The organism is Alphaproteobacteria bacterium (assembly GCA_024244705.1).
In the GTDB taxonomy this organism is placed as follows: Bacteria; Pseudomonadota; Alphaproteobacteria; order JAAEOK01; family JAAEOK01; genus JAAEOK01.
Genome location: JAAEOK010000001.1, coordinates 35,984 through 60,321, shown reverse-complemented (window position 1 = coordinate 60,321; position 24,338 = coordinate 35,984). Strand labels below are relative to the sequence as shown.

At 65.2% G+C, this 24,338-nt stretch carries 21 protein-coding genes and 1 tRNA gene; 12 read left to right on the top strand and 10 right to left on the bottom strand.

Annotated features, from left to right (window positions below; genetic code table 11):
* Positions 1 to 30: 30 nt before the first annotated feature.
* The 3 genes from GY791_00255 to GY791_00245 form a co-directional block, all read right to left on the bottom strand.
* Positions 31 to 4,872: an NAD-glutamate dehydrogenase gene (locus tag GY791_00255; GenBank protein MCP4326859.1), complete on the bottom strand. Its 4,842-nt coding sequence runs from the start codon at positions 4,870 to 4,872 to the stop codon at positions 31 to 33.
* A 198-nt stretch (positions 4,873 to 5,070) separates the two neighbouring features.
* Positions 5,071 to 5,145 (bottom strand) — tRNA-Gly (locus GY791_00250).
* A gap of 64 nt (positions 5,146 to 5,209) precedes the next feature.
* Positions 5,210 to 6,496, bottom strand: coding sequence for a colanic acid biosynthesis glycosyltransferase WcaL (locus GY791_00245; GenBank protein MCP4326858.1), 1,287 nt, complete (start codon positions 6,494 to 6,496; stop codon positions 5,210 to 5,212).
* Between the two features lie 128 nt (positions 6,497 to 6,624).
* Here GY791_00245 and GY791_00240 point away from each other — a divergent pair, with 128 nt between their 5' ends.
* The 5 genes from GY791_00240 to GY791_00220 all read left to right on the top strand — a co-directional run bounded on the left by GY791_00240 (position 6,625) and on the right by GY791_00220 (position 9,386).
* Positions 6,625 to 7,128 carry a prolyl-tRNA synthetase associated domain-containing protein gene (locus tag GY791_00240; protein ID MCP4326857.1) on the top strand — a complete coding sequence of 168 codons (504 nt, stop codon included), beginning with the start codon at positions 6,625 to 6,627 and terminating at the stop codon, positions 7,126 to 7,128.
* An 80-nt stretch (positions 7,129 to 7,208) separates the two neighbouring features.
* Complete coding sequence (trxA, locus tag GY791_00235) at positions 7,209 to 8,123, top strand: thioredoxin (protein MCP4326856.1); 915 nt, start codon at positions 7,209 to 7,211, stop codon at positions 8,121 to 8,123.
* Positions 8,123 to 8,788 carry a peptidase S16 gene (locus GY791_00230; protein ID MCP4326855.1) on the top strand — a complete coding sequence of 222 codons (666 nt, stop codon included), beginning with the start codon at positions 8,123 to 8,125 and terminating at the stop codon, positions 8,786 to 8,788. Before trxA ends, GY791_00230 begins: the two co-directional genes overlap by 1 nt.
* A 6-nt stretch (positions 8,789 to 8,794) precedes the next feature.
* Positions 8,795 to 9,010 carry a Trm112 family protein gene (locus GY791_00225; GenBank protein ID MCP4326854.1) on the top strand — a complete coding sequence of 72 codons (216 nt, stop codon included), beginning with the start codon at positions 8,795 to 8,797 and terminating at the stop codon, positions 9,008 to 9,010.
* 1 nt (position 9,011) lies between these two features.
* The gene (locus tag GY791_00220; protein MCP4326853.1) at positions 9,012 to 9,386 is read left to right on the top strand and encodes a DUF971 domain-containing protein; all 375 of its coding nucleotides are present in this window, start codon (positions 9,012 to 9,014) and stop codon (positions 9,384 to 9,386) included.
* Here the strand turns inward: GY791_00220 and GY791_00215 are convergent.
* The 5 genes from GY791_00215 to GY791_00195 are packed head-to-tail and all read right to left on the bottom strand — an operon-like array spanning position 9,383 to position 13,205.
* Complete coding sequence (locus GY791_00215) at positions 9,383 to 9,583, bottom strand: hypothetical protein (protein ID MCP4326852.1); 201 nt, start codon at positions 9,581 to 9,583, stop codon at positions 9,383 to 9,385. The two genes, GY791_00220 and GY791_00215, sit on opposite strands and share 4 nt — an antisense overlap.
* Positions 9,576 to 9,794, bottom strand: coding sequence for a mercury resistance system transport protein MerF (gene merF / locus GY791_00210; GenBank protein MCP4326851.1), 219 nt, complete (start codon positions 9,792 to 9,794; stop codon positions 9,576 to 9,578). Before merF ends, GY791_00215 begins: the two co-directional genes overlap by 8 nt.
* Before the next feature lie 5 nt (positions 9,795 to 9,799).
* Positions 9,800 to 11,032, bottom strand: a complete 1,233-nt coding sequence (locus tag GY791_00205; protein ID MCP4326850.1) for a UbiH/UbiF/VisC/COQ6 family ubiquinone biosynthesis hydroxylase — start codon at positions 11,030 to 11,032, stop codon at positions 9,800 to 9,802.
* Between the two features lie 41 nt (positions 11,033 to 11,073).
* Positions 11,074 to 12,489, bottom strand: coding sequence for a HAMP domain-containing protein (locus tag GY791_00200; protein MCP4326849.1), 1,416 nt, complete (start codon positions 12,487 to 12,489; stop codon positions 11,074 to 11,076).
* Positions 12,486 to 13,205 (bottom strand): response regulator, encoded by a 720-nt coding sequence (locus GY791_00195; GenBank protein ID MCP4326848.1) that lies wholly within the window; start codon positions 13,203 to 13,205, stop codon positions 12,486 to 12,488. The genes GY791_00200 and GY791_00195 overlap by 4 nt, the downstream gene beginning before the upstream one ends.
* Positions 13,206 to 13,399: 194 nt before the next feature.
* On the opposite strand from GY791_00195, the gene GY791_00190 reads away from it, so the two are divergent.
* The 3 genes from GY791_00190 (at position 13,400) to GY791_00180 (ending at position 15,957) form a co-directional block, all read left to right on the top strand.
* The gene (locus tag GY791_00190; protein MCP4326847.1) at positions 13,400 to 13,966 is read left to right on the top strand and encodes a hypothetical protein; all 567 of its coding nucleotides are present in this window, start codon (positions 13,400 to 13,402) and stop codon (positions 13,964 to 13,966) included.
* A 304-nt stretch (positions 13,967 to 14,270) separates the two neighbouring features.
* A complete protein-coding gene (locus GY791_00185; GenBank protein MCP4326846.1) occupies positions 14,271 to 14,609 on the top strand; it encodes a P-II family nitrogen regulator in 339 nt (112 codons plus the stop codon).
* Between the two features lie 13 nt (positions 14,610 to 14,622).
* Positions 14,623 to 15,957 (top strand): ammonium transporter, encoded by a 1,335-nt coding sequence (locus tag GY791_00180; protein ID MCP4326845.1) that lies wholly within the window; start codon positions 14,623 to 14,625, stop codon positions 15,955 to 15,957.
* 269 nt (positions 15,958 to 16,226) lie between these two features.
* On the opposite strand, the gene GY791_00175 is transcribed toward GY791_00180, so the two are convergent.
* Positions 16,227 to 17,486, bottom strand: coding sequence for an MFS transporter (locus GY791_00175; GenBank protein ID MCP4326844.1), 1,260 nt, complete (start codon positions 17,484 to 17,486; stop codon positions 16,227 to 16,229).
* Between the two features lie 316 nt (positions 17,487 to 17,802).
* Between GY791_00175 and GY791_00170 the strand changes: the two genes are divergently transcribed.
* The 3 genes from GY791_00170 (at position 17,803) to GY791_00160 (ending at position 22,593) form a co-directional block, all read left to right on the top strand.
* Positions 17,803 to 20,142, top strand: coding sequence for a cell division protein FtsK (locus GY791_00170; GenBank protein ID MCP4326843.1), 2,340 nt, complete (start codon positions 17,803 to 17,805; stop codon positions 20,140 to 20,142).
* 64 nt (positions 20,143 to 20,206) lie between these two features.
* Positions 20,207 to 20,851: an outer membrane lipoprotein carrier protein LolA gene (locus GY791_00165; GenBank protein ID MCP4326842.1), complete on the top strand. Its 645-nt coding sequence runs from the start codon at positions 20,207 to 20,209 to the stop codon at positions 20,849 to 20,851.
* Between the two features lie 95 nt (positions 20,852 to 20,946).
* A complete protein-coding gene (locus GY791_00160; GenBank protein MCP4326841.1) occupies positions 20,947 to 22,593 on the top strand; it encodes a glycosyltransferase family 39 protein in 1,647 nt (548 codons plus the stop codon).
* 31 nt (positions 22,594 to 22,624) lie between these two features.
* On the opposite strand, the gene GY791_00155 is transcribed toward GY791_00160, so the two are convergent.
* Positions 22,625 to 23,416: a sterol desaturase family protein gene (locus tag GY791_00155; protein MCP4326840.1), complete on the bottom strand. Its 792-nt coding sequence runs from the start codon at positions 23,414 to 23,416 to the stop codon at positions 22,625 to 22,627.
* Between the two features lie 110 nt (positions 23,417 to 23,526).
* On the opposite strand from GY791_00155, the gene GY791_00150 reads away from it, so the two are divergent.
* Entirely contained in the window at positions 23,527 to 24,315 is a 789-nt protein-coding gene (locus GY791_00150) for a gamma-glutamyl-gamma-aminobutyrate hydrolase family protein (protein MCP4326839.1), read from the top strand.
* The last annotated feature ends 23 nt before the right edge of the window (positions 24,316 to 24,338 follow it).

Here is a 24,338-nt window from a genome sequence, read left to right as displayed (position 1 = left end):
GCAGCTCCCGCGGCTAGAGCGCTATGTGCTCTAACTCGAGATCAACGAGCGCAACTGGCGATTGGCCACCGCGAGCATCGCGAGGTCGATGGTGCCGCCCTGGCGGAGGTCGTCCATCAGCTGCAAGGTCGATTGATACTCCACCCCGCGACGGCCGCACCATTCGTCGATCGCCTTTTTCGGCGTCACGTTCTTCTTTGCCGATTTCAGGACATTCGACGTGAGCTCGAATTGGTGGCCATAGAGATCGTCGACGATCGCCGTCGTCGCCTGCTTGTCCCAATGGCTGTCGATCGGAAGCCGGGCTGCTTTGCGGCGCAGCCAATCGAAGCCAAAATGGTCGCCGACCGCGAAATAGAGCGAGCCCGTGATATCGATGCTCGACTTGGCTTCGCGCGCGATCATGACCACATCGCAGGCCGAGACCAGCAGGCGCAGGCTGGCAATTCTGCGGGCTAGGCCGTGGGGGGCGCCTTTTTCGACCAAGGCGTTGGCGTTGTTGCGAATGAATTCATGGTCCGCCGGGGTGGTTACCTTTTCCAGGCCGCGCATGAGCTGCGCGGTGCCCGGGCCGTAGGCCTCGATGTTGGCCGCGACGTCTAGCGGTTGCTTGCCGTAGCGCAGGAACCAGGTCGTTCCGCGGTCGATCAGCCGCCCGGTCTCCATATGCATCTCCGACTGAACGGCGGCCGGAACCTTGTTGTCGAGCGCCTCGATCGCCGCCCAGAGATCGCGCATGGAAAAGATCGTGCGGCTGATCGTATAGGCGCGGGCGACGTCGCTCGACGCCGCGCCGGTTTGATCCATGACCTCGTGGGCAAATGTGATCCCCGCCCGATTGATCATCGAATTGGTCGCAACCGTCGCGACGATCTCGCGGCGCAGACGATGCTGGTTGATGGCGTCCTTGTACTTTTTCTGCAGCGGGACCGGAAAATAGCGCTCCAAATCAATCGCCATGAACGGGTCGTCGGGGAAATCCGACGCCAACAACTGGTCATAGAGCACGATCTTGGCGTAGGCGATGAGGATCGAGAGTTCGGGGCTGGTCAGCCCCAATTTCTTGGCCTTGCGGTCGGCGAGTTCCTCGTCGTCGGGAAGGTATTCGATCGCCCGATTGAGATGGCCGGCGCGTTCGAGCGCCCGCATGAACAGCCCGCATCGGTCGGTGAGCCGGGTGCCGACGAACTCGGTGACCGCCAGGCTCCCGGTCTGGAGGTAATTGTCGCGCAACACCAAATCGGCGACCTCGTCGGTCATCGAGACGAGCAATTTGTCCCGCTGCACCCGGTTGAGCTTGTTGGCCTGTTCGACGGCGCCGAGCAGGATCTTGATGTTGACCTCGTGGTCCGAACAATCGACTCCGGCGGAGTTGTCGACCGAATCCGTATTGATGCGTCCCCCGGCGAGCGCGTATTCGATGCGGCCCAATTGGGTCACGCCGAGATTGGCGCCTTCGCCGACGACCTTGGCGCGCACGTCCTTGCCGTTGATGCGAATCCCGTCGTTGGCGCGGTCGCCGGCGTCGGCGTTGCTCTGGCTGTCGGATTTGACATATGTGCCGATGCCGCCGAACCACAGCAAATCGACGTCCGCCGTCAGGATGGCGGTCATCAATTCATTGGGCGCGACGTTATCCTTGGTCATGCCGAGCAGCGCCTTGATCTCCGGCGTCAGCTTGAGAGATTTTGCCGAGCGCGCGTAGATGGCGCCGCCTTTCGACAGCACCTTCGAGTCGTAGTCCGACCATGCCGACCGCGGCAAACGGAACATCCGCTGCCGCTCCTTGAAGCTCTTGGCCGGATCCGGATTGGGATCGACGAAGATGTGCATGTGATTGAATGCGGCGACAAGCTTGATGTGCCGGCTCAGCAACATCCCATTGCCGAACACGTCGCCCGACATGTCGCCGACGCCGACCACGGTGAAATCCTCGTTCTGGATATCCTTGCCGGCCTCGCGGAAATGGCGCTTCACCGATTCCCAGGCGCCGCGCGCGGTGATGCCCATCTTCTTGTGGTCGTATCCCGCCGATCCTCCCGACGCGAAGGCGTCGTCGAGCCAGAAGCCGTAATCGCCGGCAACGCCGTTGGCGATATCGGAGAAGGTCGCGGTGCCTTTGTCGGCGGCAACCACGAGATAGGAATCATCCTCGTCCTTGCGCACCACGTCTTTCGGCGGCACGACCTTGCCGCCGACGAGATTATCGGTGAGATCGAGCAGTCCCGAGATGAAGGTTTTGTAACAGGAGATGCCTTCCTTGAGGATGGCCTCGCGGTCGCCGCCTTGCGGCGGCCGTTTGACGACGAACCCGCCCTTCGAGCCGACCGGAACGATGACCGCGTTCTTGACCTGCTGCGCCTTGACCAGGCCGAGGATCTCGGTGCGGAAATCCTCACGCCGGTCCGACCAGCGCAGGCCGCCGCGCGCGACCTTGCCGAACCGAAGGTGAACCCCTTCGATCCACGGGCTGTAGACGAAAATTTCGACCATCGGCCGCGGCAGCGGCAAATCGTCGACCGCGCGGCTGTCCAACTTGAAGGATACGTACGTCTTCGGATCGCCGGTCGCGGCGGCCTGATAGAAATTGGTGCGCAGCGTCACCTCGACCAGATTGGTGAAGCGGCGGATGATGCGGTCTTCGTCGAGATTGACGACGGCATCGAGGCCTTTCGCGATCGCCTTGGCGATGCGGCGTTCCTTCTGGGCCGCCGCCTTGCCGCCAGCCGGGTTGAAGCGGGCCTCGAACAGATCGACGATGAGGCGGGTCAGGTCGGCGTTCTTGGCCAGGGTGGTTTCCATATATTCCTGGCTGAACGGGATCTGCGCCTGGCGCAGATACTTGCTGTAGGAGCGCAGCACGACGACCTCGCGCCAGCTCAGGCCCGACGTCACGACCAGGCGGTTGAACCCGTCGCTTTCCATGTGGCCGGTCCAGACACGGGCGAATGCCTCGTGAAAGGCGTCGTGAATCTCATCGATGTCGATCTCCAGCCCGTCGCGCCGGACCAGGTTGAAATCGTGGATCCATACCGCGTCCCGGTCCGAGGGATCGATCCGAAACGGCTGCTCGGAGATGACTTTGAAGCCCAAGTTTTCGAGCACGGGAAGGGCGTCCGAAAGCGGCACTTGGTCGATCAGGTGATAGATCTTGAAGCGAACCCGGGTCTCGGCCTGATCGTCGCGGCGATGCAGATTCAGTCCGATCCGGCCGCCCGAAATAATCTCCTCGATTTTCTTGATGTCCTGTACGCAGGAGACGACGTTGTAGCTTTCTTGATAGGCGATGCCGAACGCATCGCTATAGCGCGCCAGCAACTCGGTCGCCCGCTTTTCGCCGTCGGTCTTGGTCAGGGCGGCGCGCAACCTGTCGTTCCATGACCGCGCGGCCGCGATGATCCGCTGCTCGATTTGGTGGGCATCGTAAGCCGGGATATGACCCGGCCGGGTGCGGATGATGAAATGGATCCGGGCCAGCACCGATTGCTGATCGAGCAACGTATCGAACGCTATGCATTCGCCCTCGAAGGCTTTTTCGAGAATGCGCTGAAATCGTTTCCGCAGGTTGGTGTCGTGGCGATCCCGCGGCACGAATACCATGCATGAGATCGAGCGCTCGAACGGGTCGCGGCGAACGAACAACGCCGTGCGTTGCCGTTCCTGCAGATTGAGGATTCCGATGCCGATATCGAGCAGATCCTGGCCCCCGATCTGGAACAACTCGTCGCGCGGAAAGGTCTCGAGGATGTGGAGCATCGCCTTGCCGTCGTGACTGGCCGGGTGGAGCCCCGCCGCCTCGAGCGTTTGATTGATCTTCCGCCGCAGCATCGGGATGTAGCGGGGGCTGCGGTTGTAGGCGGCCGACGTGAACAGGCCGACGAACAGCCTGGCGCCGGTCACCCGGCCGGCGCTGTCGAACAGTTTGATGCCGATGGCATCGAGGTAGACCGTACGGTGGACCGTGGCGCGGCGGTTGCCCTTGGTCGCCAGCAGCAATTTCGGCTGCTGGACGAAATTCGTCACCTCCGGCGGCAGGTGGTCCATGTCGCGTATGCCTTCGAAGACCTGCGCTTCGTCCTTCCGCAGCACGCCGAGGCCGGAGCCCGGAACGACACCCAGCCGGGTGCCCCGCTTTTCATGGGGGAAAGTGTATTCGCGATAGCCGAGAAAGGTGAAATGGCCGTCATCGAGCCAGCGCAGAAACTGTTTGCCCTCTTCGAGCTCCTCCATCGGCAGACTGGGCGGCGAGGCATCGAGTTCGGCCAGGACGCTGGCCACCTCGGCCCGCATTCGGGGCCAATCCTCGACCGCCGCACTGACGTCCGAGAGAACGTTCTTGATGCCGTCGACGATCCGTTTCGCCATTTCGGAATCGACTATCTGGTCGATTTCAACATGCATGAACGATTCGTTTGACGCGCTGGGTTCGCGGTCCTCCGGGTTGACCACGCGAACGATCCGGCCCTTGGCGTCCCGGACCACGCTGACGATCGGATGAATGATGAGATGGACGGAGAGCCCGAGGCGGGTCAATTCATTGGCGACCGAATCGACCAGAAACGGCATGTCGTCGTTGACGATCTCGACGATCGAAAAGGGTAGCGACCAACCATTTTTTTTCAGGTTTGGCGCGTAGGCGCGCACCGCCGTCTGGCCTGGCCTGTGTTTCTGACCAAAACTCCACAGGCTGAACGCCGAACCGGCGAGGTCGCGCGGCGGCGTCTCAACGATGTCGTCGGGAGGCACAAAACGATAGAATTCCTGCGCGAACATGACCGCGTTCTTTACGCCGGTACCCTTGGCCCGCTTGCGCGTTTCCGCCGCGACCTTTTCGACGAGAATTTCTTTTTTTGCCTGACCCGCCGTGGTCATTCCCGCCTCCTTCGAACCGTGAGTCCATCTCGTTGAAGCAGGCTACCTGATTGCGCGCGCTTGGCAAGCGGCGCAGCGACCTATTTGGGCAACGGTTCGACATCGCAACAGCGGACCGGTGGGGGCCGTCGTCCAGCCACTCGGAAACCACCCGCCGCGACAATCGGGCGACATGGCATATTGTTGGTCGAGAAAGAATGGAGCGGGAGACGAGATTTGAACTCGCGACCCTCACGTTGGCAACGTGATGCTCTACCCCTGAGCTACTCCCGCACCATGCGGCCGGACCGGTGCCCGACCGTGAGGGCGGGGACTATGTCGCAAAGAGCTTGGCATTTCAAGCGAGGATTCGTGCGCCATCGGTCGCCGCCGATGACGGCCCCGGGTCGTCCAACAGGCGGCGATACAGCGCGGCCAACCCATTGACGATACGGCGATTGTCGTAGTCGGCCCGAACCCGGGCGCGGGCCGCGCCGACAATGGTCTCGCGCGCCGCCGCGTTGTCGATCATCCAGCGCGCGGCGACGGCCAGCGCCGCGACGTCGCGTTCCGGCACCAAGCGCCCGGTGACGCCGTCCTCGACCAATTCCGGAATGCCGCCGTGGTCGCTCGCGACCACCGGTACGCCGACGGCCATCGCCTCCTTGACCGTATTGACGGTCGCGTCCTGGTCGCCGTTCCTCGCCGTCACGCTGGTCGCCATGAAAATATCGGCCTCGTCTAGGAAGTCGCGGATCTCGGTCGGCCGCCTGACGCCGTGAAGCGTGATGTAGCCGTGACCATCGAGTTCCGCGATCAGCCGTTCGAGCGAGTCGCGCAACGCGCCCTGTCCGATGACGTCGAGTCGGATGTCGAGCCCGTCGCGCTTGAGTTCCGCCGCCGCCCGTATGGCGAATTCGGTGCCTTTCTTTTCGACCAGGCGACCGACGGTGAGCAGGCGGCACGGGGAGGTCGCGACCGGGCGCGGTGCGCGCGGGCGGAACACATCGAGGTCGATGCCCGACCGCGACACCGCGAGACGGTCCGGCGGGCACCCGATCTCGATCAACCGCCGCTTGAAAAACTCGCAGTTGGTCAGGAAAAAGTCGCCGTCACGAAACAAATCGGCATAGACCGCGTCGCCACGCTTTCGCAGCTCGCGTGAGATATCGCTGCCGCGGAAATGGGTGATGATCTTGGCATTGACGATGCCGGCCGCGCGCAGGCCCAGGACCAGTCGCCCATATTGCCCGAACTGGCAGTGGAGCAGGGGCGGCACGTCGGCGCCGAGAAACAACCCCGCGGCCTGCACCGTGCGCGCCGACATCGCCAATCGTCCTTGCCGCATCAGTGCGTAGACCCGGCCGAGCGCCGCCCGGTGGGCCCAGTTCGCGGCGACGATGGGCGGAACGCTCAACAAGCGGCGGAGCCGGCTCGACGACAATTCCGGCGCGGCAAAGGTCCGCGCCGCGAGGTCATGGGTCGCCATCGCGGGATGCGGGCCACCGGTCTCCCGCGGCCCTTCGCTCAAGGCGAAGACGCGCACATCGACGCCGTTGTCGAGGAGGCCGGTCACCAGATTGACGACAAACGTTTCCGACGGACTCGGGAACGATCCGGTGACGATGCCGATGGAGTTGGTCATGCGCGAAGCCGAGTGCCAGCGACCGAAATCGGGGCGACTATGTGCCAATGGCGGCGGCCGCGCAACCGGCCGCGCGGCAGGCTTGAGGTCGGACGGCGGCTATGTTAAGGGCGCGCCCGGAAGGAACGATCATGGCCGCGACGACCGACGACCTGTTCGCCCGCCTCGAGGCGCTGGGCATCGACACCACGACCCATTATCACGCCCCCCTGTTCACGGTCGAAGAGAGCAAGCGCCTGCGCGGCGACCTGCCGGGCGGCCATTGCAAAAGCCTGTTCCTCAAGGACAAGAAGGGACGCCTGTTCCTGGTCGTCGCGCTCGAGGACCGGCCGGTCGACCTCAAGAAGCTGCGCAAATCGATCGGCGCCGGCAATTTGTCTTTCGGCAAACCCGAACTGCTGATGGAGGTGCTCGGCATCGAGCCGGGTTCGGTGACGCCGTTCGCGCTTCTTAGCGACGGCGCCGGACGGGTCGATGTCGTCCTCGACAAGGCGATGCTCGAACATGACCCGCTGAATTACCACCCGCTGACAAACGGCGCGACGACCGCGATCGCGCCCGGCGACTTGATCAAATTCATCGCCTCCACCGGTCATCAGGCCCGCATCGTCGATATGGATGCGCTCGACTGAAGCTATCGCCGACCCTTGCTTCCGCCCTGACGAATCGCCATGTTGGGGCCAATCGCGATACCGGTTTGGGATTTAGAACGATGGAACCGATCTTGAACATGGCGTCAGCGCCGGGCGCGGACGTCGTCAAGGATTCCGACACCAACAACTTCATGGCCGACGTCATCGAGGCGTCGCGCGAGGTCCCGATTATCGTCGATTTCTGGGCGCCGTGGTGTGAACCATGCAAGCAACTGGGGCCGACGATCGAAAAAGTCGTCCGCGAGGCAAAGGGCAAGGTCAAGCTGGTCAAGATCAACGTCGATGAAAACCAGGCGTTGTCGCAGCAGATGCGGATTCAGTCGATACCGGCGGTCTATGCGTTTTTTCAAGGCCAGCCCGTCGACGGCTTCGCCGGCGCGCTGCCGGAAAGCCACATCAAGGAATTCGTCCAGCGGCTACTCGATCTCGGCGGTGACGGCAGCGATTCGCCGGTCGAGGCGGTCTTGAAACAGGCCGCCGAGGCCTTGGAAAGCGGCCAACTCGGCGAAGCCAGCGCCCTCTACGGCCAGGTCCTCGGTCAAGAGCCCGACAACGTCAGGGCGGTCGCCGGAATGGTGCGCGCCTATCTCGCCGCCGGCGACACGGAGCGCGCGCGGCAGATCCTCGACACCGCGCCCGAGGGCGCCGACGATGCCGATCTGGGAGCGGCGAGATCGGCCCTCGAGCTGGCCGAGCAAGCGGCTGGAGCGTCGGGCAACCTCGCCGAGCTGCAGGCCAAGATCGTGGCCGATCCCAACGACCACGAGGCCCGCTTCGACCTGGCCAACGCCCTGCACGCGTCCGGAGACGGCGGCGGCGCGATCGACCAATTGCTCGAGATCGTCGAACGGAACCGTGGCTGGAACGAGGAAGCCGCGCGCAAGCAGCTGCTGAAATACTTCGAGGCCTTGGGCCCGACCCATGAGCTGACGATCGACGGCCGGCGCCGCCTGTCCTCGCTGCTCTTTTCGTAATGTCCGGACCGTTTCACCCGAACTTCGACGACCTGCCGCGGACGGCCCCCATCTTTCCGCTGACCGGTGCGTTGCTGCTGCCGGGCGGCCAATTGCCGCTCAACATTTTCGAGCCGCGCTATCTCAACATGACCCGCGACGCGCTCGGCGGCGATCGCATGATCGGAATGATTCAGCCGACCGAAAAAGAAGAACTGACGGAAGACGACCGCCCGCCGGTCTATCCGGTGGGCTGCCTCGGACGCATCACCGCGTTCAGCGAGACCGACGACGGCCGCTTCCTGATCACCTTGACCGGTGTCTGCAGGTTTCGGGTCGGACGCGAATTGCCGTTGATGAACGGCTACCGTCGCGTCGAGGCGCTGTTCGACCGCTACCAGGACGACCTCGAGCCGCCGCCCGACCTCCCCGTCGACCGCAAGCGATTGACGAATGCCCTGCGCCGGTTTCTCGAAAGCCAGGATATCGAGGCCGACTGGGAATCGATCGACGAGGCCAGCAACGCCTATCTGGTCACCGCGCTTGCCATGGTGTGCCCGTTCGAGCCGCAGGAAAAACAAGCGATCCTCGAGGCCCCCGACCTGCCGGCCCGGGCCGAGACCATAATTACCTTATTGGAGATGGGCGGGCTCAATGGGCTGGATGCACCCGCCGCGCGCCATTGAGCCGTCATGGAGAAGCCGATGTCAGAACATGGTCATAAGATCGACCCCAAACTTCTGGAGATCCTGGTCTGCCCGCTGACCAAGAAGAGCCTGAGGTATGACGCCACACACCAGGAACTGATCAGCGACGGTGCCGGCCTGGCGTTTCCCATCCGGGACGGCATCCCGATCATGCTGCCCGACGAAGCGCGTGTCCTCGAGGATCACGAGGTCAAGAAATAGCATGGACGACGGCGGCGACGGCAAGGTTTGGCCGACGGAAATCCGCCTGCGCAAGGACGAAAAACGGCTCGAAGTCGATTTCGACGACGGCGCCAACTTTTCGTTGCCGGCCGAGTTGTTGCGGGTCGAGAGCCCGTCGGCGGAAGTCCAGGGTCACGGACCGAGCCAGAAGAAGATTCTGCCCGGGCGCCGCCATGTCGGCATCATGGAGATCGAGCCGGTGGGAAATTATGCCATCCGCATCAAGTTCGACGACCTTCACGACACCGGCATCTTTTCATGGGGTTATCTCTACGATCTCGGCGCGCGCCAGGACGAAATCTGGGCGACCTATATCACCGAGCTCGACAAGCGCGGCCTCAGCCGCGATCCCTAGTCGCAGGCGCCGGTTTGCTTCGGCGGGCAGGGCCGCGTGCCATAGGAGCAAAAGACGCAACAATCGCCCGGCTTGGGCTTGATCAGTTTGCCGCAGCCCGTGCAGTCGTAAAAATAGAGGCAGCAATCGGTCGGCATGATTTCGGTCGCACGGTGACCGCATTCGGGGCACGTCACGACGGAATCGAGGTCAACCATCGCCTTCCCTTTGGCGCCGCAACACGGCCATCACGGTGATGACGACAAAGACGGCGAGTAGCGGAAACAGCACATAATCGAGCCAGCCAACGGCGGCCCCGAGGCCGATAGCGCCGAGAATGAGGACCAGCACCGGCGTGAAGCAGCAGATCGCCGTCAGCAGCGTTCCGATGACGCCGGTCCTGAGCAGGCGATCGTTCGGCGACGGCATCCGATCTAGAGCGCTTCGCCGCGCATCAGGCGCGGCAGGTCCCCGACCACGCCCATGGCATGGCGCATAAACAGGCGCTTCAGCGGCGGCAGGCGGTTGACGGCGGCGAGGCCGAGGTCGCGGGCCAGCTTGACCGGCGCGATATCGTTCGAGAACAGGCGGTTGAGCGAATCGGTGGCGGCGATCAAGGCGAGATTGTCGAACCGGCGCCAGCGCGCATAGCGTTCGAGGACGTCGTCGGCACCCATATCGAGCCCGAGACGGCGGGCGTCGATCATCACCTCGGCCAGGGCGGCGACGTCCTTGAGGCCGAGATTGAGGCCCTGGCCGGCGATCGGGTGAACGGCGTGGGCGGCGTCGCCGATCAGCGCCAGCCGGCGGTCGGCGTAGCGGTTGGCGTGGAGCAGCGCGAGCGGATAGGACCAGCGCGGCCCGGTCAGCGACAACGCCCCGAGAAAACCGCCGACCCGGCGCTCGATCTCGGCCAGGAATTCGTCATCGGGCAGCGCCATCATCGCCGGCGCGAGGTCGGCGCGCTCGGTCCACACCAGCGACGAACGGTTTCCGGTCATCGGCAGGATCGCGAACGGCCCGGCCGGCAGAAACCGCTCATGGGCGACCCCGCGATGGGACCGCGCGTGGGCGATGGTGCAGACGATACCGGTTTGGGGATAGGACCATTCGGTCGCCGCGATGCCGGCGCGCCGGCGAATGAAGGAATTGCGGCCATCGGCGCCGACGAGGAGAGGGGCGCGGAGAACGGTTCCGCCTTCGAGCCGCACTATTGCCGCGGCACCGTCGCAAGCAAAGTCGGCGACCGCCGCCGGGGCCAGCAATCGAATCCGGTCGGTACCGCGGGCGGCGGCGTGAAGCGCGGTCCGGGTTACGCGATTTTCAACGATGAAGCCGAGCGGTTCGCCGTCGACCATCGCGCCGTCATAGTGGAGAAACAGACGCGAATCGCCATCGGACACGCGGATGTCGACGATCGGCTCGGCCTCCGCCGCCATCGCCGGCCAGACCCCGATGGCGTCGAGCAGTCGCTGGCTGCCGTAGGCGATCGCCGAGGTGCGGCCGTCGAAGCCGGCATCGACCTGGGCCGCCGGATCGGCACGGTCGACGACCGCCGTACGCAGGCCGCCCGCCGCCGCCGCGACGGCCAGGGTCAGACCGACCATGCCGCCGCCGACGATGATCAGATCGGTTTCACTGTCCGCGCGCGTTTCGATCCCCGCCATGACATCCTGTTTGAACCGGAGGCGGGGATTTGTCTAGAGCATCATGCTCGCGCGTCGCGCGGTAACGTGATGGTCGCCCGCAGCCCGCCGCCGTCCCGGTTGGCCAGGGTTACGTCACCGCCATGGCTGCGCACGATCGAGCGCGCGATCGCCATGCCGAGACCGATGCCGCCGGTGTCGCGGCTTCGTGACTCCTCGAGACGGACGAAGGGGCCGAACACGCGTTCGCGGTCGGCGTCGGCGATGCCCGGCCCGTCGTCGTCGATGACGATGACGAATTCGGCGGGGGTTTCGCGCAGTCCGACCCGGGCCCGGTGGCCGTAGGCGACCGCGTTCTCGATCAGGTTGCGGATCGCGCGCTTCAGGCTCACCGGCCGGCAGGCATACGACGACGACGCGGTAACGTTGCCGGTGACATCCATTCCCATGTCGGCGAGATCGTCGCACAGACTTTGGACCAGCGCCGACAGGTCGACCCGGCGGGTGTCCTCCGCGGCCGCCTCCTCGCGGACGAAGGCGAGGACCGCTTCGGTCATCCTTTGCATCTCGTCGAGGGTGGCCAGGAACTTGTCGCGCGCGTCCTCGTCGTCGAGCAATTCGGCGCGCAACCGCAACGACGTGATCGGCGTGCGCAGGTCGTGGGAAATCGCCGCCAGCATGAGCGTGCGGTCGCGGACGAAGCGCTCGAGCCGTTCCCGCATGCGGTTGAAGGCACGGGTCGTGCGGCCCACCTCCAGCGGACCGTCCTCGACCACCGCTGGCAGGTTTTCGCCGCGGCCGAGGCCGTCGGCGGCTTCCGCCAGGCGCTGCATCGGCCGGGTAATGCGGCGCACGACGAAAACGACGATGACCGCGATCGCTAGCGCCATCACCGCCATCGAAACCAGCGACGGCCAGGCCCACGCCGGGGCCGCCGGCGGCAGCACGGTCTCGACGTTGAGCCAATGGCCGCCGCGCGGCCGTACGGAGATCGTCAGCTCGAGCGGCTTCCGACCCTCGCGCCACCGCCTTCCGTCCTTCGACCGCCGGTCGTCGCGCCATTTGTGGTCGTCGTCATCGTCGTCGTCCCAGTCGAACCAGCGGTCGTCGGCGCGCGACGCCTCGACCAGAACGATTTCGGCGGCACCGCCGAGAAGCTCGTCGAGGCGCCGGGCAAGACGGTTATTGCGGAACCGGGCACGTTCGCTATCGACCGCGCTTTCATCGTCGAGCCAGGCGCGCAGTCGCGGCGTCGTCATCGTCTCGACGATACGGCCATGGATCTCGGCCGGCGTGTCCTGGAGCAAACGGAAGAGGGCCGCCGTCCGCACCAGCACCGCCTCACGTCCGGCGGCGCGGACGGCGTGACGGCGCTCGTCGAGAAAGATGACGATGCTGACCGCCTGCGATACCACCAATGCCAGCAGCAACAAGGCGATCAGCCGCCCGGCCAGGCTTCGCGGCAGCAGTGACCTCATGATCGTTCGACCGTCGCGGTGAACCGGTAGCCGCCGCCCCATACGGTCTTGACCAGCGCCGGGTTCTTCGGATCGGCCTCGATCTTGCGGCGCAGCCGGCTGACCTGGTTGTCGATGCTGCGGTCGAAAGCGTTGGCCGCCCGGCCGCGGGTGAGATCGAGCAGCTGATCGCGGCTCAACACCATGTTGGGCCGGGCGAGGAAGGTGCTGAGCAGGAGGAATTCGCCATTGCTGAGCGGCGTCACCACGCCGTCGGCGCCGACCAGATGGCGCTGGTCGACATCCAAGGTCCAGCGGTCGAAGCGAATCTCGTTGGTCGCCAGCGGCGCACGCTGAGGTGGCAGGCTGTGGGCCCGGCGCAAGACCGCCTTGATGCGGGCCAGCAGCTCGCGCGGATTGAACGGCTTGGTCACATAGTCGTCGGCACCGATTTCGAGACCGACGACGCGGTCGGTTTCCTCGGCCATCGCGGTCAGCAGGATCACCGGCAGGTCGGTGCTCTCGCGCAGAAAGCGGCACAGCGACAGGCCGTCCTCGCCGGGCATCATGACGTCGAGCACGACCAGATCGATGGCGCTCCCCTGCAAAACGCGGCGCGCCGCCGCGCCGCTCTCCGCGACCGTGACCCGGAACCCATGCTTGGTCAGGTACTTGGCGAGCAGGTCGCGGATGTCGCGATGGTCGTCAACGACCAGGATGTGGGGCGACGCTTCCATTCACTCGGTCTCTTCCACGCTGTCGGTCCCACTATGGGTGCGGCGGCCCGCGAGGGCAGCGGAAAAGTGTATCAAATTGTCGCAACGCCGCCATTTGCGGTCATTTGCGACGATTCTCCCGTTTTCGGACGTACTTTCGCGACATTGCCCCGCCATATGTGGGTCATCGTAAATTGACCGCAACGAGGACCATCATGAAACGCACGACGAAGACACTTCTGGCCGCCGGCATGATCGCCGCCGCCGGCAGCATGGCGCTCGCCGGAGCCTCCTACGCCGAGCGTGGCGGGTATCGCGACGGCAAGGAAGAGTGCCGCGGCTTTCACGGCAAGAAACATCAGCGCGCCGACCGTCACGGCGGCCGGACGATGATGTTGGTCGAGGAATTCGACACCAACCAGGATGGCAAGGTGACCCAGGCCGAGATCGACGAGGGCCGCCAGGGCCTGGTCACCAAGTTCGACGCCGACCAGGACCGGCAACTGACCCTCGGCGAATACGAGGCGCTGTGGCTCGACGCCATGCGCGATCGGATGGTCGACCGCTTCCAACACCTCGACGCCGACGGCGACGCCATCGTCACCATAATCGAGTTCCAGGCCCCGATGGCGACCATCGTCGCCGACAAGGATCGTAACGACGACGGCGCGCTCGGCCGCGACGACGGGCGGCGTCACAAAGGCGATCGTCACCATGATCGCGACGACGATGGCGATCACGATAACGACGACGACGACAAAGCCGGCAAGAACGACGACTAGCCGACCCGGGCCGATTCTCCCATTCGGCTCCTTTCGGTCAAGGCGGGCTGCGGCGCACCGCGCCGGGCCCGCCGCGTCTCGCCCGCAGCCGTGCAAAACTGCCTAATTAATAACCACATTTTTCAAACGCCTAATTTGTAGGCAATTGGGCATCGCGCCGGCCTTCGTCCAAGTTCGCGACTTTCTTCTTAATATCCTGAACCATAACCGTTATTCGCCGCCGTGCCGAGTTGGCACGCTTCTTGATGATTGTACCGTGAGCCCCGCCCGTCGGGACGGGGCACAACAATCGGAGGCGGCGGCCATGAAACTCATCACGGCGATCATCAAGCCCTTCAAATTGGACGCGGTGCGTGATGCCTTGACCGAGAACGGGGTCGACGGCGTCACCGTCACCGAGGTCCGCGGCTTCGGCCGCCAGAAGGGGCACACCGAAATCTACCGCGGCACCGAATACGCGGTCAGCTTCGTACCCAAGCTCAAGATCGAAATCGCCGTCGCCGACGATCGGAGCGTCCGCGTCGTCGAGGTGATTCGCGATGCGGCACGGACCGAGCGCATCGGCGACGGCAAGATCTTCGTCACCGACCTCGATTCCGCCCTGCGTATCCGTACCGGCGAAATCAACGCCGAAGCCTTGTAGGAGAGGACAGACCATGACCACCGGATGCCGCCGCCTGATCGTCGCCGCCCTCGCCACCGTAGCCGCCCTCGCCACGACGGGGCCGGCCGCGGCCGAGCCCGCCGCCGTTCCGCTCGAATCGCAGTACATTTTCAACACCCTGTCGTTCCTCATGCACGGCTTCCTCGTGATGTGGATGGCGGCCGGCTTCGCCATGCTCGAATCGGGCCTCGTGCGCACCAAGAACACGGCGACCATCTGCCTCAAGAACATCGCGCTCTATTCGATCGCCGGGATCGCCTTCTACCTGGTCGGGTACAACCTCATGTATGACGGCGTCGACGGCGGCTTCATCGGCACCTTCACCTGGTGGTCGGCCGACGACAGCGCGGCGCTGGCCGGCGAGTTCGAAGCCGGCGGCTACGCGGCGGCGTCGGACTGGTTCTTCCAGATGGTGTTCGTCGCCACCGCCGCCTCGATCGTCTCCGGCACCCTGGCCGAACGCATCAAGCTGTGGCCGTTCCTCGCCTTCGTCGTCATCCTCAGCGCCGTCATCTACCCCATCGAGGGCGCCTGGCAGTGGGGCGGCGGCTGGCTCTCCGAAATGGGCTTCGCCGATTTCGCCGGGTCGACCATCGTTCATTCGACGGGCGGCTGGGCCGCGCTGACCGGCGCCGTCATCCTCGGCGCCCGCCGCGGCAAATACACCAAGAGCGGCAAGATCAACGTCATGCCCGGGGCCAACCTGCCACTCGCCACGCTCGGCACCTTCATCCTGTGGCTCGGCTGGTTCGGCTTCAACGGGGGCTCCCAGCTCGCCATGGGCTCGGCCGCGGATGCCATCGCCATTTCGACGATCTACGTCAACACCAACCTGGCCGCCGCCGGCGGCGTGGTGGCGGCGATGGTCCTGACCCAGCTGCTGTACCGCAAGGTCGACCTCACCATGGCGCTCAACGGAGCGATCGCCGGGCTGGTCAGCATCACCGCCGGCCCCGATACGCCGTCGATGGGCATGGCCATCGTAGTCGGCGGCGTCGGTGGCGCGCTCGTCGTGTTCTTCGTGCCGTTGCTCGATCGCCTCAGGATCGACGACGTCGTCGGCGCCATCCCGGCCCATCTGTTCGCCGGCATATGGGGCACCATGGCGGTGCCGCTGACCAACCCGGACACGACGTTCGCCGCCCAGGGTCTCGGTGTCGTCGCCGTCGGGTTGTTCGTCATCGCCGCCAGCTCCCTGACCTGGTTGCTGCTCAAGGCCGTCGTCGGCATCCGCGTCAGCGAGGAGCAGGAAGACGCCGGGCTCGACATGTCGGAGCTCGGCATGGAGGCCTACCCCGAGTTCGCCCGCCAAGGCCAAAGCCTGTAGCGCTCGTGCGGCACCGGGCGGAGACTGGTGCGGCGACCCGGTGGCGGGCCGCGTCGGCGGCATGGCAGCCATGCGCCGACACCGGCTGCGCGAAGCCGCTCATCATGCTTACGTGATACCTGAAAGGAGGGCACTGCGATGATTGCAATTTCGAAAGTTTTGATCGGGCTTTTGGCGCGTTTGTGCCAAGCCTTTGCCGTCAGCCCGGACAGCATCCGCCAGGGTCGGCGCGGCAACCTGCCGCCGCCCGAAGGAGGCATCGCGGCGTTCTAGGTCGCGTCCCGCTGCTCGTCGGCTTCGTCCTGGCTGGCTTCCATGGCCATGGCGGCGGCAAGCGCGGTGGTGCGCATCGGCAGGTCCAGCCCCGGCAGTCTGTCTTCCAACGCGACCGACGGCCGCCGCGTCATGCGGTATAGGGCGAACAGCCCGATCAGCACGTGCACCACGGCGATCGACCACAGGAACGCCGGCGCGCCCGCCACCGACATCATCGCCGACACCGTCAACGGCCCCAGCACGGCGCCGGCGCCGGTGACCAGGACCAGCGAACCGCTGGCGGCGACGATCTGCTTGGCGTCCAGATAGTCGTTGGTATGCGCGATACAGAGCGAATACATCGGCAGCGACATGCCGCCGAACAGAAAGACCAGGGTAAAGAACGGCAGGCCGTCGCGCGCGGCCAGCGCCATCGCGCCGAGTGCCGCGGCGGCGGCCAGAAAGGTCGCGACGGTGAGCACGATGCGACGGTCGAATTGGTCCGACAGGCGGCCGATCGGCCATTGCAGCACCACGCCGCCGACGGTGAACAGACCCATGAACAGGGCGATGGCGGAAACCGGAAAATTCATTTCTTCGCCATAGACCGCGCCCATGCCGTAGAACGCGCCTTGCCCCACGCCGACGCCGAGGCAGCCGATCACGCCCAGCGGCGAGATGCGATAGAGCCCGATGAGGCCGACCGGGTCGGGCGCATCGTAGGACGGGGCGGTGACCGCGGTCAGCGAGATCGGCACCATGGACAGCGACACCAGCACCGAGACCAGGATGAACAGCACGAAGCCGCCGGGATCGGCGACGGTAAGCAGGAATTGGCCGCAGGCCAGCCCACCGAGCATGCACACCATGTAGATCGACAGCAATTGCCCGCGGTTCTGGTTGGTGCCGGTGGCATTGAGCCAGCTCTCGGCGACGACATAGAGGCCGGCATAGGCGAAACCGGTGACAATGCGCATGGCGGTCCACACCGCCGGATCGACGAATACGGCGTGGACCAGAGCCGAAGCCGAGGCGATCGATGCCAGGGCGGCGAAGACGCGGACATGCCCGACCCTTTTGACCACCACCGGCGCCACCGTCGAGCCGGCGAGAAAGCCGAGATAATAGCCCGACATGACGAAACCGGTGACCGCGGTCGGAAATCCTTCGATGGTCGCGCGAATGCCCAGCAACGACCCCTGCAGACCGTTACCCAGCATCAACAGGCTCATGCCCAGAAGGAGTGTCCAGCAGGAGACGATCGTAGCGTACATCGGCACCCTTCTTGGGGCTCGTGTGATCCGGATGAGGAATAACGTGGCCCGTTTCGCGCTTCTGCCTGAGATTTGACCCGCGATCCAGCGAAAAAATCGCATGGCGCCTGCGTGTCAACGGCATGGCGCGGGGCGCGGCTCCCGTTCTTGTCCTGTTCGCGCTTTGCCATTATGATGGCGGCGGGTTGTGGTTGGGGCGAGCTTAAGGGGACCGTAATGTCCCGGAGCTGCCCGCCGTGAATAAATATCGATTTCCTTCCATTTCGGCTGCCGAAGGATCCGATGGCGATGGTCGTCCGCCATTGGTGATAAGCCGATGGCGATAACCTCGACCCGCGCCGACCGCGCGACCCTGTTGCCGCCCGCGTTGAGCGCGTTGTTGCGGCGACGGATCCTGCAGCTGTTCGGCATCGCGCTGACCGCATTGGGACTGGCCGCGCTGGCCCTGGTCGCCAGCTATTGGCCGACCGATCCATCATTCAATCGCGCCGCCGAGGGACCGGTCCGCAATCTGCTTGGCGCCCCCGGCGCCTACACCGCCGACTTGCTGGTCCAAACCCTCGGTCTGGGTGCGATGGCGGTCGTCGTCGTGCTCGTCGGCTGGGGCTGGCGTCTGATGCGCGACGGCCGCATCGAACAGATCTGGCTCCGGCTCCTGCTGGTGCCGTTTACCCTGATCCTGACCGCGACCGCCGTGGCCGATTTCCCGCCGCCCGCGGAATGGCAACTCAGCAGCACGATGGGCGGCTTCGTCGGCACCCTGATGCTGGGCCGACTGACCACCCTGATTGGCGCCATCGCGCCGGTCTCGGCCGGTTGGATCGCCGCAATCGTCGGCCTCGCGGTGGTCATGCTGTTGCTCTACCTGATCGCCGTGCCGGCCCGCGAATGGCGTGAGCTGGCGCGCGGCATCGGCTGGTTGTTCACGACCTTCAGGAGCGGCGGCCGGCTGGCCGTCGAGGCGGCCACCGCGCCGGCGCGCTCGATCGATGACGGCATGGGTCCGGTGCGCCCGGCCCCGGCGCCGCCGCCGGAGCCGGCGCCCAAGGCGGAGAAGAAAAAGCGCTCGATCGTCGCGCCCAAGAAGAAAAAGGCCAAGCCCGGCCGGCGTGCGGAACGCGACCGCCAGCCGACCCTCGACCTGCTGCCGCAGGAGGAATATCACCTGCCGCCGCTCGACCTGCTCGAATTGCCGGCGCGCAGCGCGGCCACCGACAAGGTCGACGATGAGGCGCTGGCGCAGAACGCGCGCTATCTCGAATCGGTGTTGCAGGATTTCGGCGTCAAGGGCGAGATCGTCAAGGTCCGTCCGGGACCTGTCATCACCCTCTACGAATTGGAACCCGCCCCCGGTACCAAGGCCTCCCGGGTCGTCGGGTTGGCCGACGATATTGCCCGCTCGATGAGCGCGGTCTCGGTCCGCATCGCCGTCATACCCGGCCGCAACGTGATCGGCATCGAGCTGCCGAACCGCCGCCGCGAGGTCGTCTACCTGCGCGAAATTCTCGGCTCCGAAATCTACGAGAAGACCTCGGCCCAGCTCACCCTCGTCCTCGGCAAGGAGATCGGCGGCGCGCCGGTGATCTCCGACCTCGCCCGCATGCCCCACCTGCTGATCGCCGGCACCACCGGTTCGGGCAAATCGGTGGCCATCAACACGATGATCCTGTCGCTGCTCTACCGGCTGCCGCCCGACCAATGCAAGTTCATCATGATCGATCCCAAGATGCTCGAGTTGTCGGTCTATGACGGCATCCCGCACCTGATCTCGCCGGTCGTGACCGAGCCCAAGAAGGCGGTGGTCGCGCTCAAATGGGTGGTGCGCGAGATGGAAGGCCGTTACCAGGCGATGTCGAAGCTCGGCGTCCGCAACATCCACGGCTACAACACCCGCGTCGCCGACGCCCGGCGCAAGGGCGAAGTGCTGATGCGCAAGGTGCAGACCGGCTTCGACCCCGATACCGGCAAGCCGGTTTTCGAGGAGCAGCCGCTGCCGCTCGATCCGCTGCCCTACATCGTCGTCGTCGTCGACGAGATGGCCGACCTGATGCTGGTCGCCGGCAAGGATATCGAGGCCGCCGTGCAACGCCTGGCGCAAATGGCGCGGGCCGCCGGCATCCACATCCTGATGGCCACCCAGCGGCCGTCGGTCGACGTCATCACCGGCACCATCAAGGCCAACTTCCCGACCCGCATCAGCTTCCAGGTGACCTCCAAGATCGATAGCCGCACCATCCTCGGCGAACAGGGGGCGGAGCAGCTCCTGGGCCAGGGCGACATGCTGTTCATGGCCGGCGGCGGCCGCATTTCGCGGGTCCACGGCCCCTTCGTCAGCGACGAGGAGGTCGAGCAGGTGGTCCGCTTCCTGCGCAGCCAGGGCGCGCCCGATTATGTCGAGGCGATCACCGAGGAGCCCGACGAGCCGGGGCTGCTCGGCGGCCTCGACGGCGACGGCGGCGACGAGCTCTACGAGCAGGCGGTGCAGCTGGTGCTGCGCGAGCGCAAGGCCTCGACCAGCTTCGTCCAGCGCCACCTGCAGATCGGCTACAACCGCGCCGCGCGCATCGTCGAGCAGATGGAAAGCGCGGGCATCGTCAGCCCGGCCAACCATGTCGGCAAGCGCGAAATCCTGATGGGCGGCGAGGGGGATATCTAAAGCGCCACGAAATCGCCCAAACTTCGCGGTGGCGAACGGCCCCGTTTCGACTTACATAGAGACCATGGTTTCGAGATTCGCGAAATGGCCGCGCGGCGGCGGCGGTCTGATGGCGCTGGTGGTGGCGCTATCACTGTCGCTGGCGCTGCCGGCCCAGGCGCTATCCGAGCGCGACCAGGCCGACCTCGACCGCGTCGAGGAATACCTCAACGGTCTCACCACCGTCGCCGCCCGCTTCATGCAGATGTCGCCCGACGGCGGCATCGCGACCGGATCCTTCTTCCTTTCGCGCCCCGGCAAGATGCGGGTCGAATACGACCCGCCGGTCAAGATCCTGATGGTCGCCACCGGGCGCGCGTTTTTCTTCTACGACGGCTCGGTCAAGCAGACGGTCGAAATGTCGATCGACGACACGCCGGCCTATTTCCTCGTCGAGGAACATACGGAATTCGGCAAGAACGTTCTGGTGCGCCGCCTCGAACGCGCCGATGACACCCTCAAGGTGACCTTGGTCCAGGCCGAGCAGCCGGACTCCGGCACGGTCGAACTGATCTTCAAACGCGAGCCGCTCGAGCTCAGCCGCTGGAGCATCTTCGATCCCGACGGCCAGGAGACCCGCGTGGCGCTACTCGATTCCGTGTTCGGCGCCGAACTCGAGGAACGGCTGTTCCTCTACATTTCCCCCGACATCACCGGACCCAACAAATAGCGACGGCGCCCCGGCAGCCGGAGGACGCTTGTCATCGGCAAGGTCGGCCCCTATGACTGAACCCGAGGGCGCATGGACGCTTTTCAGCGAGGGCTTTGCATGACCTTGGCCTCGGCGTGACGGCGAGCAAGAACCCGACACCGGTCGCCGAGTTCGGGGCGCTTGCCCTGGCATTGGTCTTCGCCTTGGTCCAGGCCTGGACCATCGATTACGGCACGCGTTTCAACGACGTCGCTCACATCCGGAATTTCGTTTTCGATGGCGCGGCGCTGTCCGGGGCCTTCGAGCGGCAGGTGACCGTCATCGCGGTGGCTCCCGAGATTCCCGAATCCGCGGGCAAGGCCGCGATGCGGTTCAAGCTCTATAGCGTCAATCCGGACGAGCATATGGCGATCATGGCGCTGAGCCGGATGAAGCCGCGCGAATTCGATTTCAATCCCGATTACTACCAGTATGGCGGCGCCTTCCTTTATCCCCTCGGGCTCTGGTACTTCGTCCTCTCGAAGGCCGGCATCATCGAGGTGGGGTCGCTCGAAGAGGTCCTGAAATCGCCCGACGGGCTCGACGAAGTGTATGTTGCGGGGCGGGTCTTCGTCCTGATCGCGTTTCTTCTCTCCGCTTTGGTCCTTTATAGAACCTTCCGAATTGTCGGCGACCCGTGGTCGGCGACCTGGGCGCTCGGCATTTATCTCTTCGTTCCCGCGACCATCGTGTTTAGCGTGGTGACGAAGCCCCATTGGTATGCCTTGCTGTGGGTCTGCGGCGGCCTCTACGTCCTGGTCCGCGCCTGGCAGCGGCACGACTTCCGCGTAGGAGACGAACTGGCGTTGGGTGTGCTGGGCGGTCTCGCTCTCGCTTCCGTTCCGCTCAATCCCGGCCCCGCCTTGCTGCTGGGCTTCGCCGTGCTCGCGGCGGTGCGCGACGGATCGATGAATCCCCGCGCGCTTTTCCGCATTCCGCTTGCCGCGTTCCTCGCCTTCTTCGCGACCAGCCCCTATTTTGTCATCGACTTGGGCCGGCTCGGCCTCGAGACGAGCCAATCGACGGGCTGGGTTGACTATTCCATCGACCCGGAACGCATCTGGGGGTTTTTCGCGACTCCGCTGGTGCTCGGCTTCGGGCTTGCGTTCGTGCTGCTGTTGCTCGGTCTATGGCTGTACCGCCTGGCCACCGGCCGCGGACCGGTGACGTGGTGGGCAGCCGCGCTCCTCGCGGGGCCTATCCTGTTCTATGCCTATGTCACGCAGGGGCTCGACGGCGGCGCTCTGAGCTACCGGTATTTAGGCTTCATGGTGCCGATCGCGTTGCTGGTCACCGTTTCTCGGCCGTGGCCGCATCGCCGGCCAGTCCTTGCCGCAGTCTTCGTGCTGACCGTCCTGCAGACCGTTCCCCTCAAGATCGCCTATGTCGACGAAAACGACCCGCTACGGGGAACGCGCCTCGCCGCGGCCGCCTGGGTGTCCGCAGAGGTTCCCGCGGGGAGCAGCGTCTGCGCCGGCACCGCGCGCCCGTCCCCCTACCGCATGCCGCCTCTCGATGTCGCGCGCTATCGGCTGCACGGCCCCGATTGCGGCTACCACATCGTCGTCGGCGACCCGAAACGCTCGCCCGCCCCCGACGGCTACGAGCGCGTCAAGGAATTCGCGCCTCGCGGCTGGCATGACTCGGTCGCGGTCATCCACGCCAACGCGAACCCCTTCATCACGATCTACCGGCGATTGGCGCCGGCAACATTCAATTAGAGCCCGACCGGCTTGATCGAATCGCCGTCACTCACGGCGCGGCGCGGAACGGCGTGACGAATAGGTCGTGGAACGGCTGCTCGTCTTGGCCCTCGACGCCGATTTCCATGTCCGCCGTCCGTCGATGGCCGCTGCGGGTGCGGAACAGCGGGTCCCAGAAGCTGAAGATCGTGCCGTAGTTCGAATCCGTGTCGCGCCGCACCCGGTGGTGATGGACCCAGTGGATGCCGGGCGTGATGATGACCTTCGACAGCACGGTTTCGACAAGTGCCGGCAGGCGCAAATTGGAATGGTGGAACACCGCGCCGGCCAGGACCAGGGTCTCGAACACGACCACCGAGGCGAATGGAATATCGAGCACGATGATGACCGGTGCGCGGGCGAGCGCCGACAGGAAGACCTCGCCGAAGTGGAAGCGCACCGCCGACGTGGTGTCGAGAAAGCGGTCGAGATGGTGGACCAAGTGAAAGCGCCACAGGAACGGCACCTCGTGGTTGGCCCGGTGCCACCAATAGATCCACAAATCGAGGATGATGATGTCGAGGACCAGCACCCACCAATCGGGCCGAAGCCCGAGCCCGTGAGCGCCGGCCCAGGCCGAGATCGGCAGCACGAACAACGGCGACAACAGCGCGTTGACCACGAACAGACCCAGATTGCGGCCGAACCGCGGCCAATCGCGCCGCCATTCGACCTCGCGGCCGCCCTCTTCGAGGATCGCCGTGGTCGCGGCGTGAACGCGTTCGCCGACAAACAGGAGGACGAACCAGACGGTGACCACGAGGGCTTTGTTTTCGACGAATACCGCGGCGGCGTCTTCCATCCTCGACATATGGCATCGCCCGTGCGCCATGCCAATGCGGCAATTCGGACATGGCTGCCCCGTCGAAACGCCCCTTGCCGGTCGGTCGCCGACCATGGTAGCGAAAAGCCATGTCCAGCGCCCCGCATCCCCTGGTCGGCGTTCCGGCCTGCGTCAAGACCATCGAGACGCACCCGTTCCACGCCGCCGGGCACAAATACATCACTGCCATCGCGTTCGGCGCCGACGCTCAGCCGGTGATCATTCCCGCCCTTGGTGCCCACTACGACATTCCGCTGATGATCGAGCGGTTCGACGGCTTCCTGGTCACCGGCAGCCCGTCGAACGTCGAGCCCCACCGCTATGCCGGCCCGCCGAGCCGCGAGGGCACCTTGCACGATCGCGACCGCGACGAGACGACGCTGCCGTTGATTCGCGCCGCGATCGATGCCGGCGTGCCGCTGCTCGCGATCTGCCGCGGTATCCAGGAACTGAACGTCGCGCTCGGCGGCACGCTGCACCAGAACCTGCACGAGGTGCCGGACCGCCTCGATCACCGCGCCCCGGAGGGCCAGCCCCACGACATCATGTACGGACCGGCGCACGCCATCGAGATGGCGCCGGGCGGCATGACGGCCGAGCTCGCCGGGACTACTGAAATGGACGTCAATTCGCTCCACTCCCAGGGCATCGACCGGCCCGGCGAGGGTCTTGTGATCGAGGCCACGGCGCCCGACGGCACCGTCGAAGCGGTGCGCGTCGATCAGGCCCGCGCCTTCGCGCTCGGCATTCAGTGGCACCCGGAATTCAAGTTCCAGGACAACGCCTTCGGCCGCGCCCTGTTCGGCGCCTTCGGCGACGCTTGCCGCGCCCACGCCACAGCGAGCCACGACAAGCATCCCGTCCACCGTGTGGCTTAGGTTCGCGCCGCGAAGGCACTGGA

Coding starts and splice junctions, on each gene's coding strand:
- GY791_00255 (MCP4326859.1), bottom strand. CDS start 4,872: ATGACCACGGCGGGTCAGGCAAAAAAAGAAATTCTCGTCGAAAAGGTC.
- GY791_00245 (MCP4326858.1), bottom strand. CDS start 6,496: ATGACCAACTCCATCGGCATCGTCACCGGATCGTTCCCGAGTCCGTCG.
- trxA (MCP4326856.1), top strand. CDS start 7,209: ATGGAACCGATCTTGAACATGGCGTCAGCGCCGGGCGCGGACGTCGTC.
- GY791_00230 (MCP4326855.1), top strand. CDS start 8,123: ATGTCCGGACCGTTTCACCCGAACTTCGACGACCTGCCGCGGACGGCC.
- GY791_00225 (MCP4326854.1), top strand. CDS start 8,795: ATGGAGAAGCCGATGTCAGAACATGGTCATAAGATCGACCCCAAACTT.
- GY791_00220 (MCP4326853.1), top strand. CDS start 9,012: ATGGACGACGGCGGCGACGGCAAGGTTTGGCCGACGGAAATCCGCCTG.
- GY791_00215 (MCP4326852.1), bottom strand. CDS start 9,583: ATGGTTGACCTCGATTCCGTCGTGACGTGCCCCGAATGCGGTCACCGT.
- merF (MCP4326851.1), bottom strand. CDS start 9,794: ATGCCGTCGCCGAACGATCGCCTGCTCAGGACCGGCGTCATCGGAACG.
- GY791_00205 (MCP4326850.1), bottom strand. CDS start 11,032: ATGGCGGGGATCGAAACGCGCGCGGACAGTGAAACCGATCTGATCATC.
- GY791_00200 (MCP4326849.1), bottom strand. CDS start 12,489: ATGAGGTCACTGCTGCCGCGAAGCCTGGCCGGGCGGCTGATCGCCTTG.
- GY791_00195 (MCP4326848.1), bottom strand. CDS start 13,205: ATGGAAGCGTCGCCCCACATCCTGGTCGTTGACGACCATCGCGACATC.
- GY791_00190 (MCP4326847.1), top strand. CDS start 13,400: ATGAAACGCACGACGAAGACACTTCTGGCCGCCGGCATGATCGCCGCC.
- GY791_00185 (MCP4326846.1), top strand. CDS start 14,271: ATGAAACTCATCACGGCGATCATCAAGCCCTTCAAATTGGACGCGGTG.
- GY791_00180 (MCP4326845.1), top strand. CDS start 14,623: ATGACCACCGGATGCCGCCGCCTGATCGTCGCCGCCCTCGCCACCGTA.
- GY791_00175 (MCP4326844.1), bottom strand. CDS start 17,486: ATGTACGCTACGATCGTCTCCTGCTGGACACTCCTTCTGGGCATGAGC.
- GY791_00170 (MCP4326843.1), top strand. CDS start 17,803: ATGGCGATAACCTCGACCCGCGCCGACCGCGCGACCCTGTTGCCGCCC.
- GY791_00165 (MCP4326842.1), top strand. CDS start 20,207: ATGGTTTCGAGATTCGCGAAATGGCCGCGCGGCGGCGGCGGTCTGATG.
- GY791_00155 (MCP4326840.1), bottom strand. CDS start 23,416: ATGGAAGACGCCGCCGCGGTATTCGTCGAAAACAAAGCCCTCGTGGTC.
- GY791_00150 (MCP4326839.1), top strand. CDS start 23,527: ATGTCCAGCGCCCCGCATCCCCTGGTCGGCGTTCCGGCCTGCGTCAAG.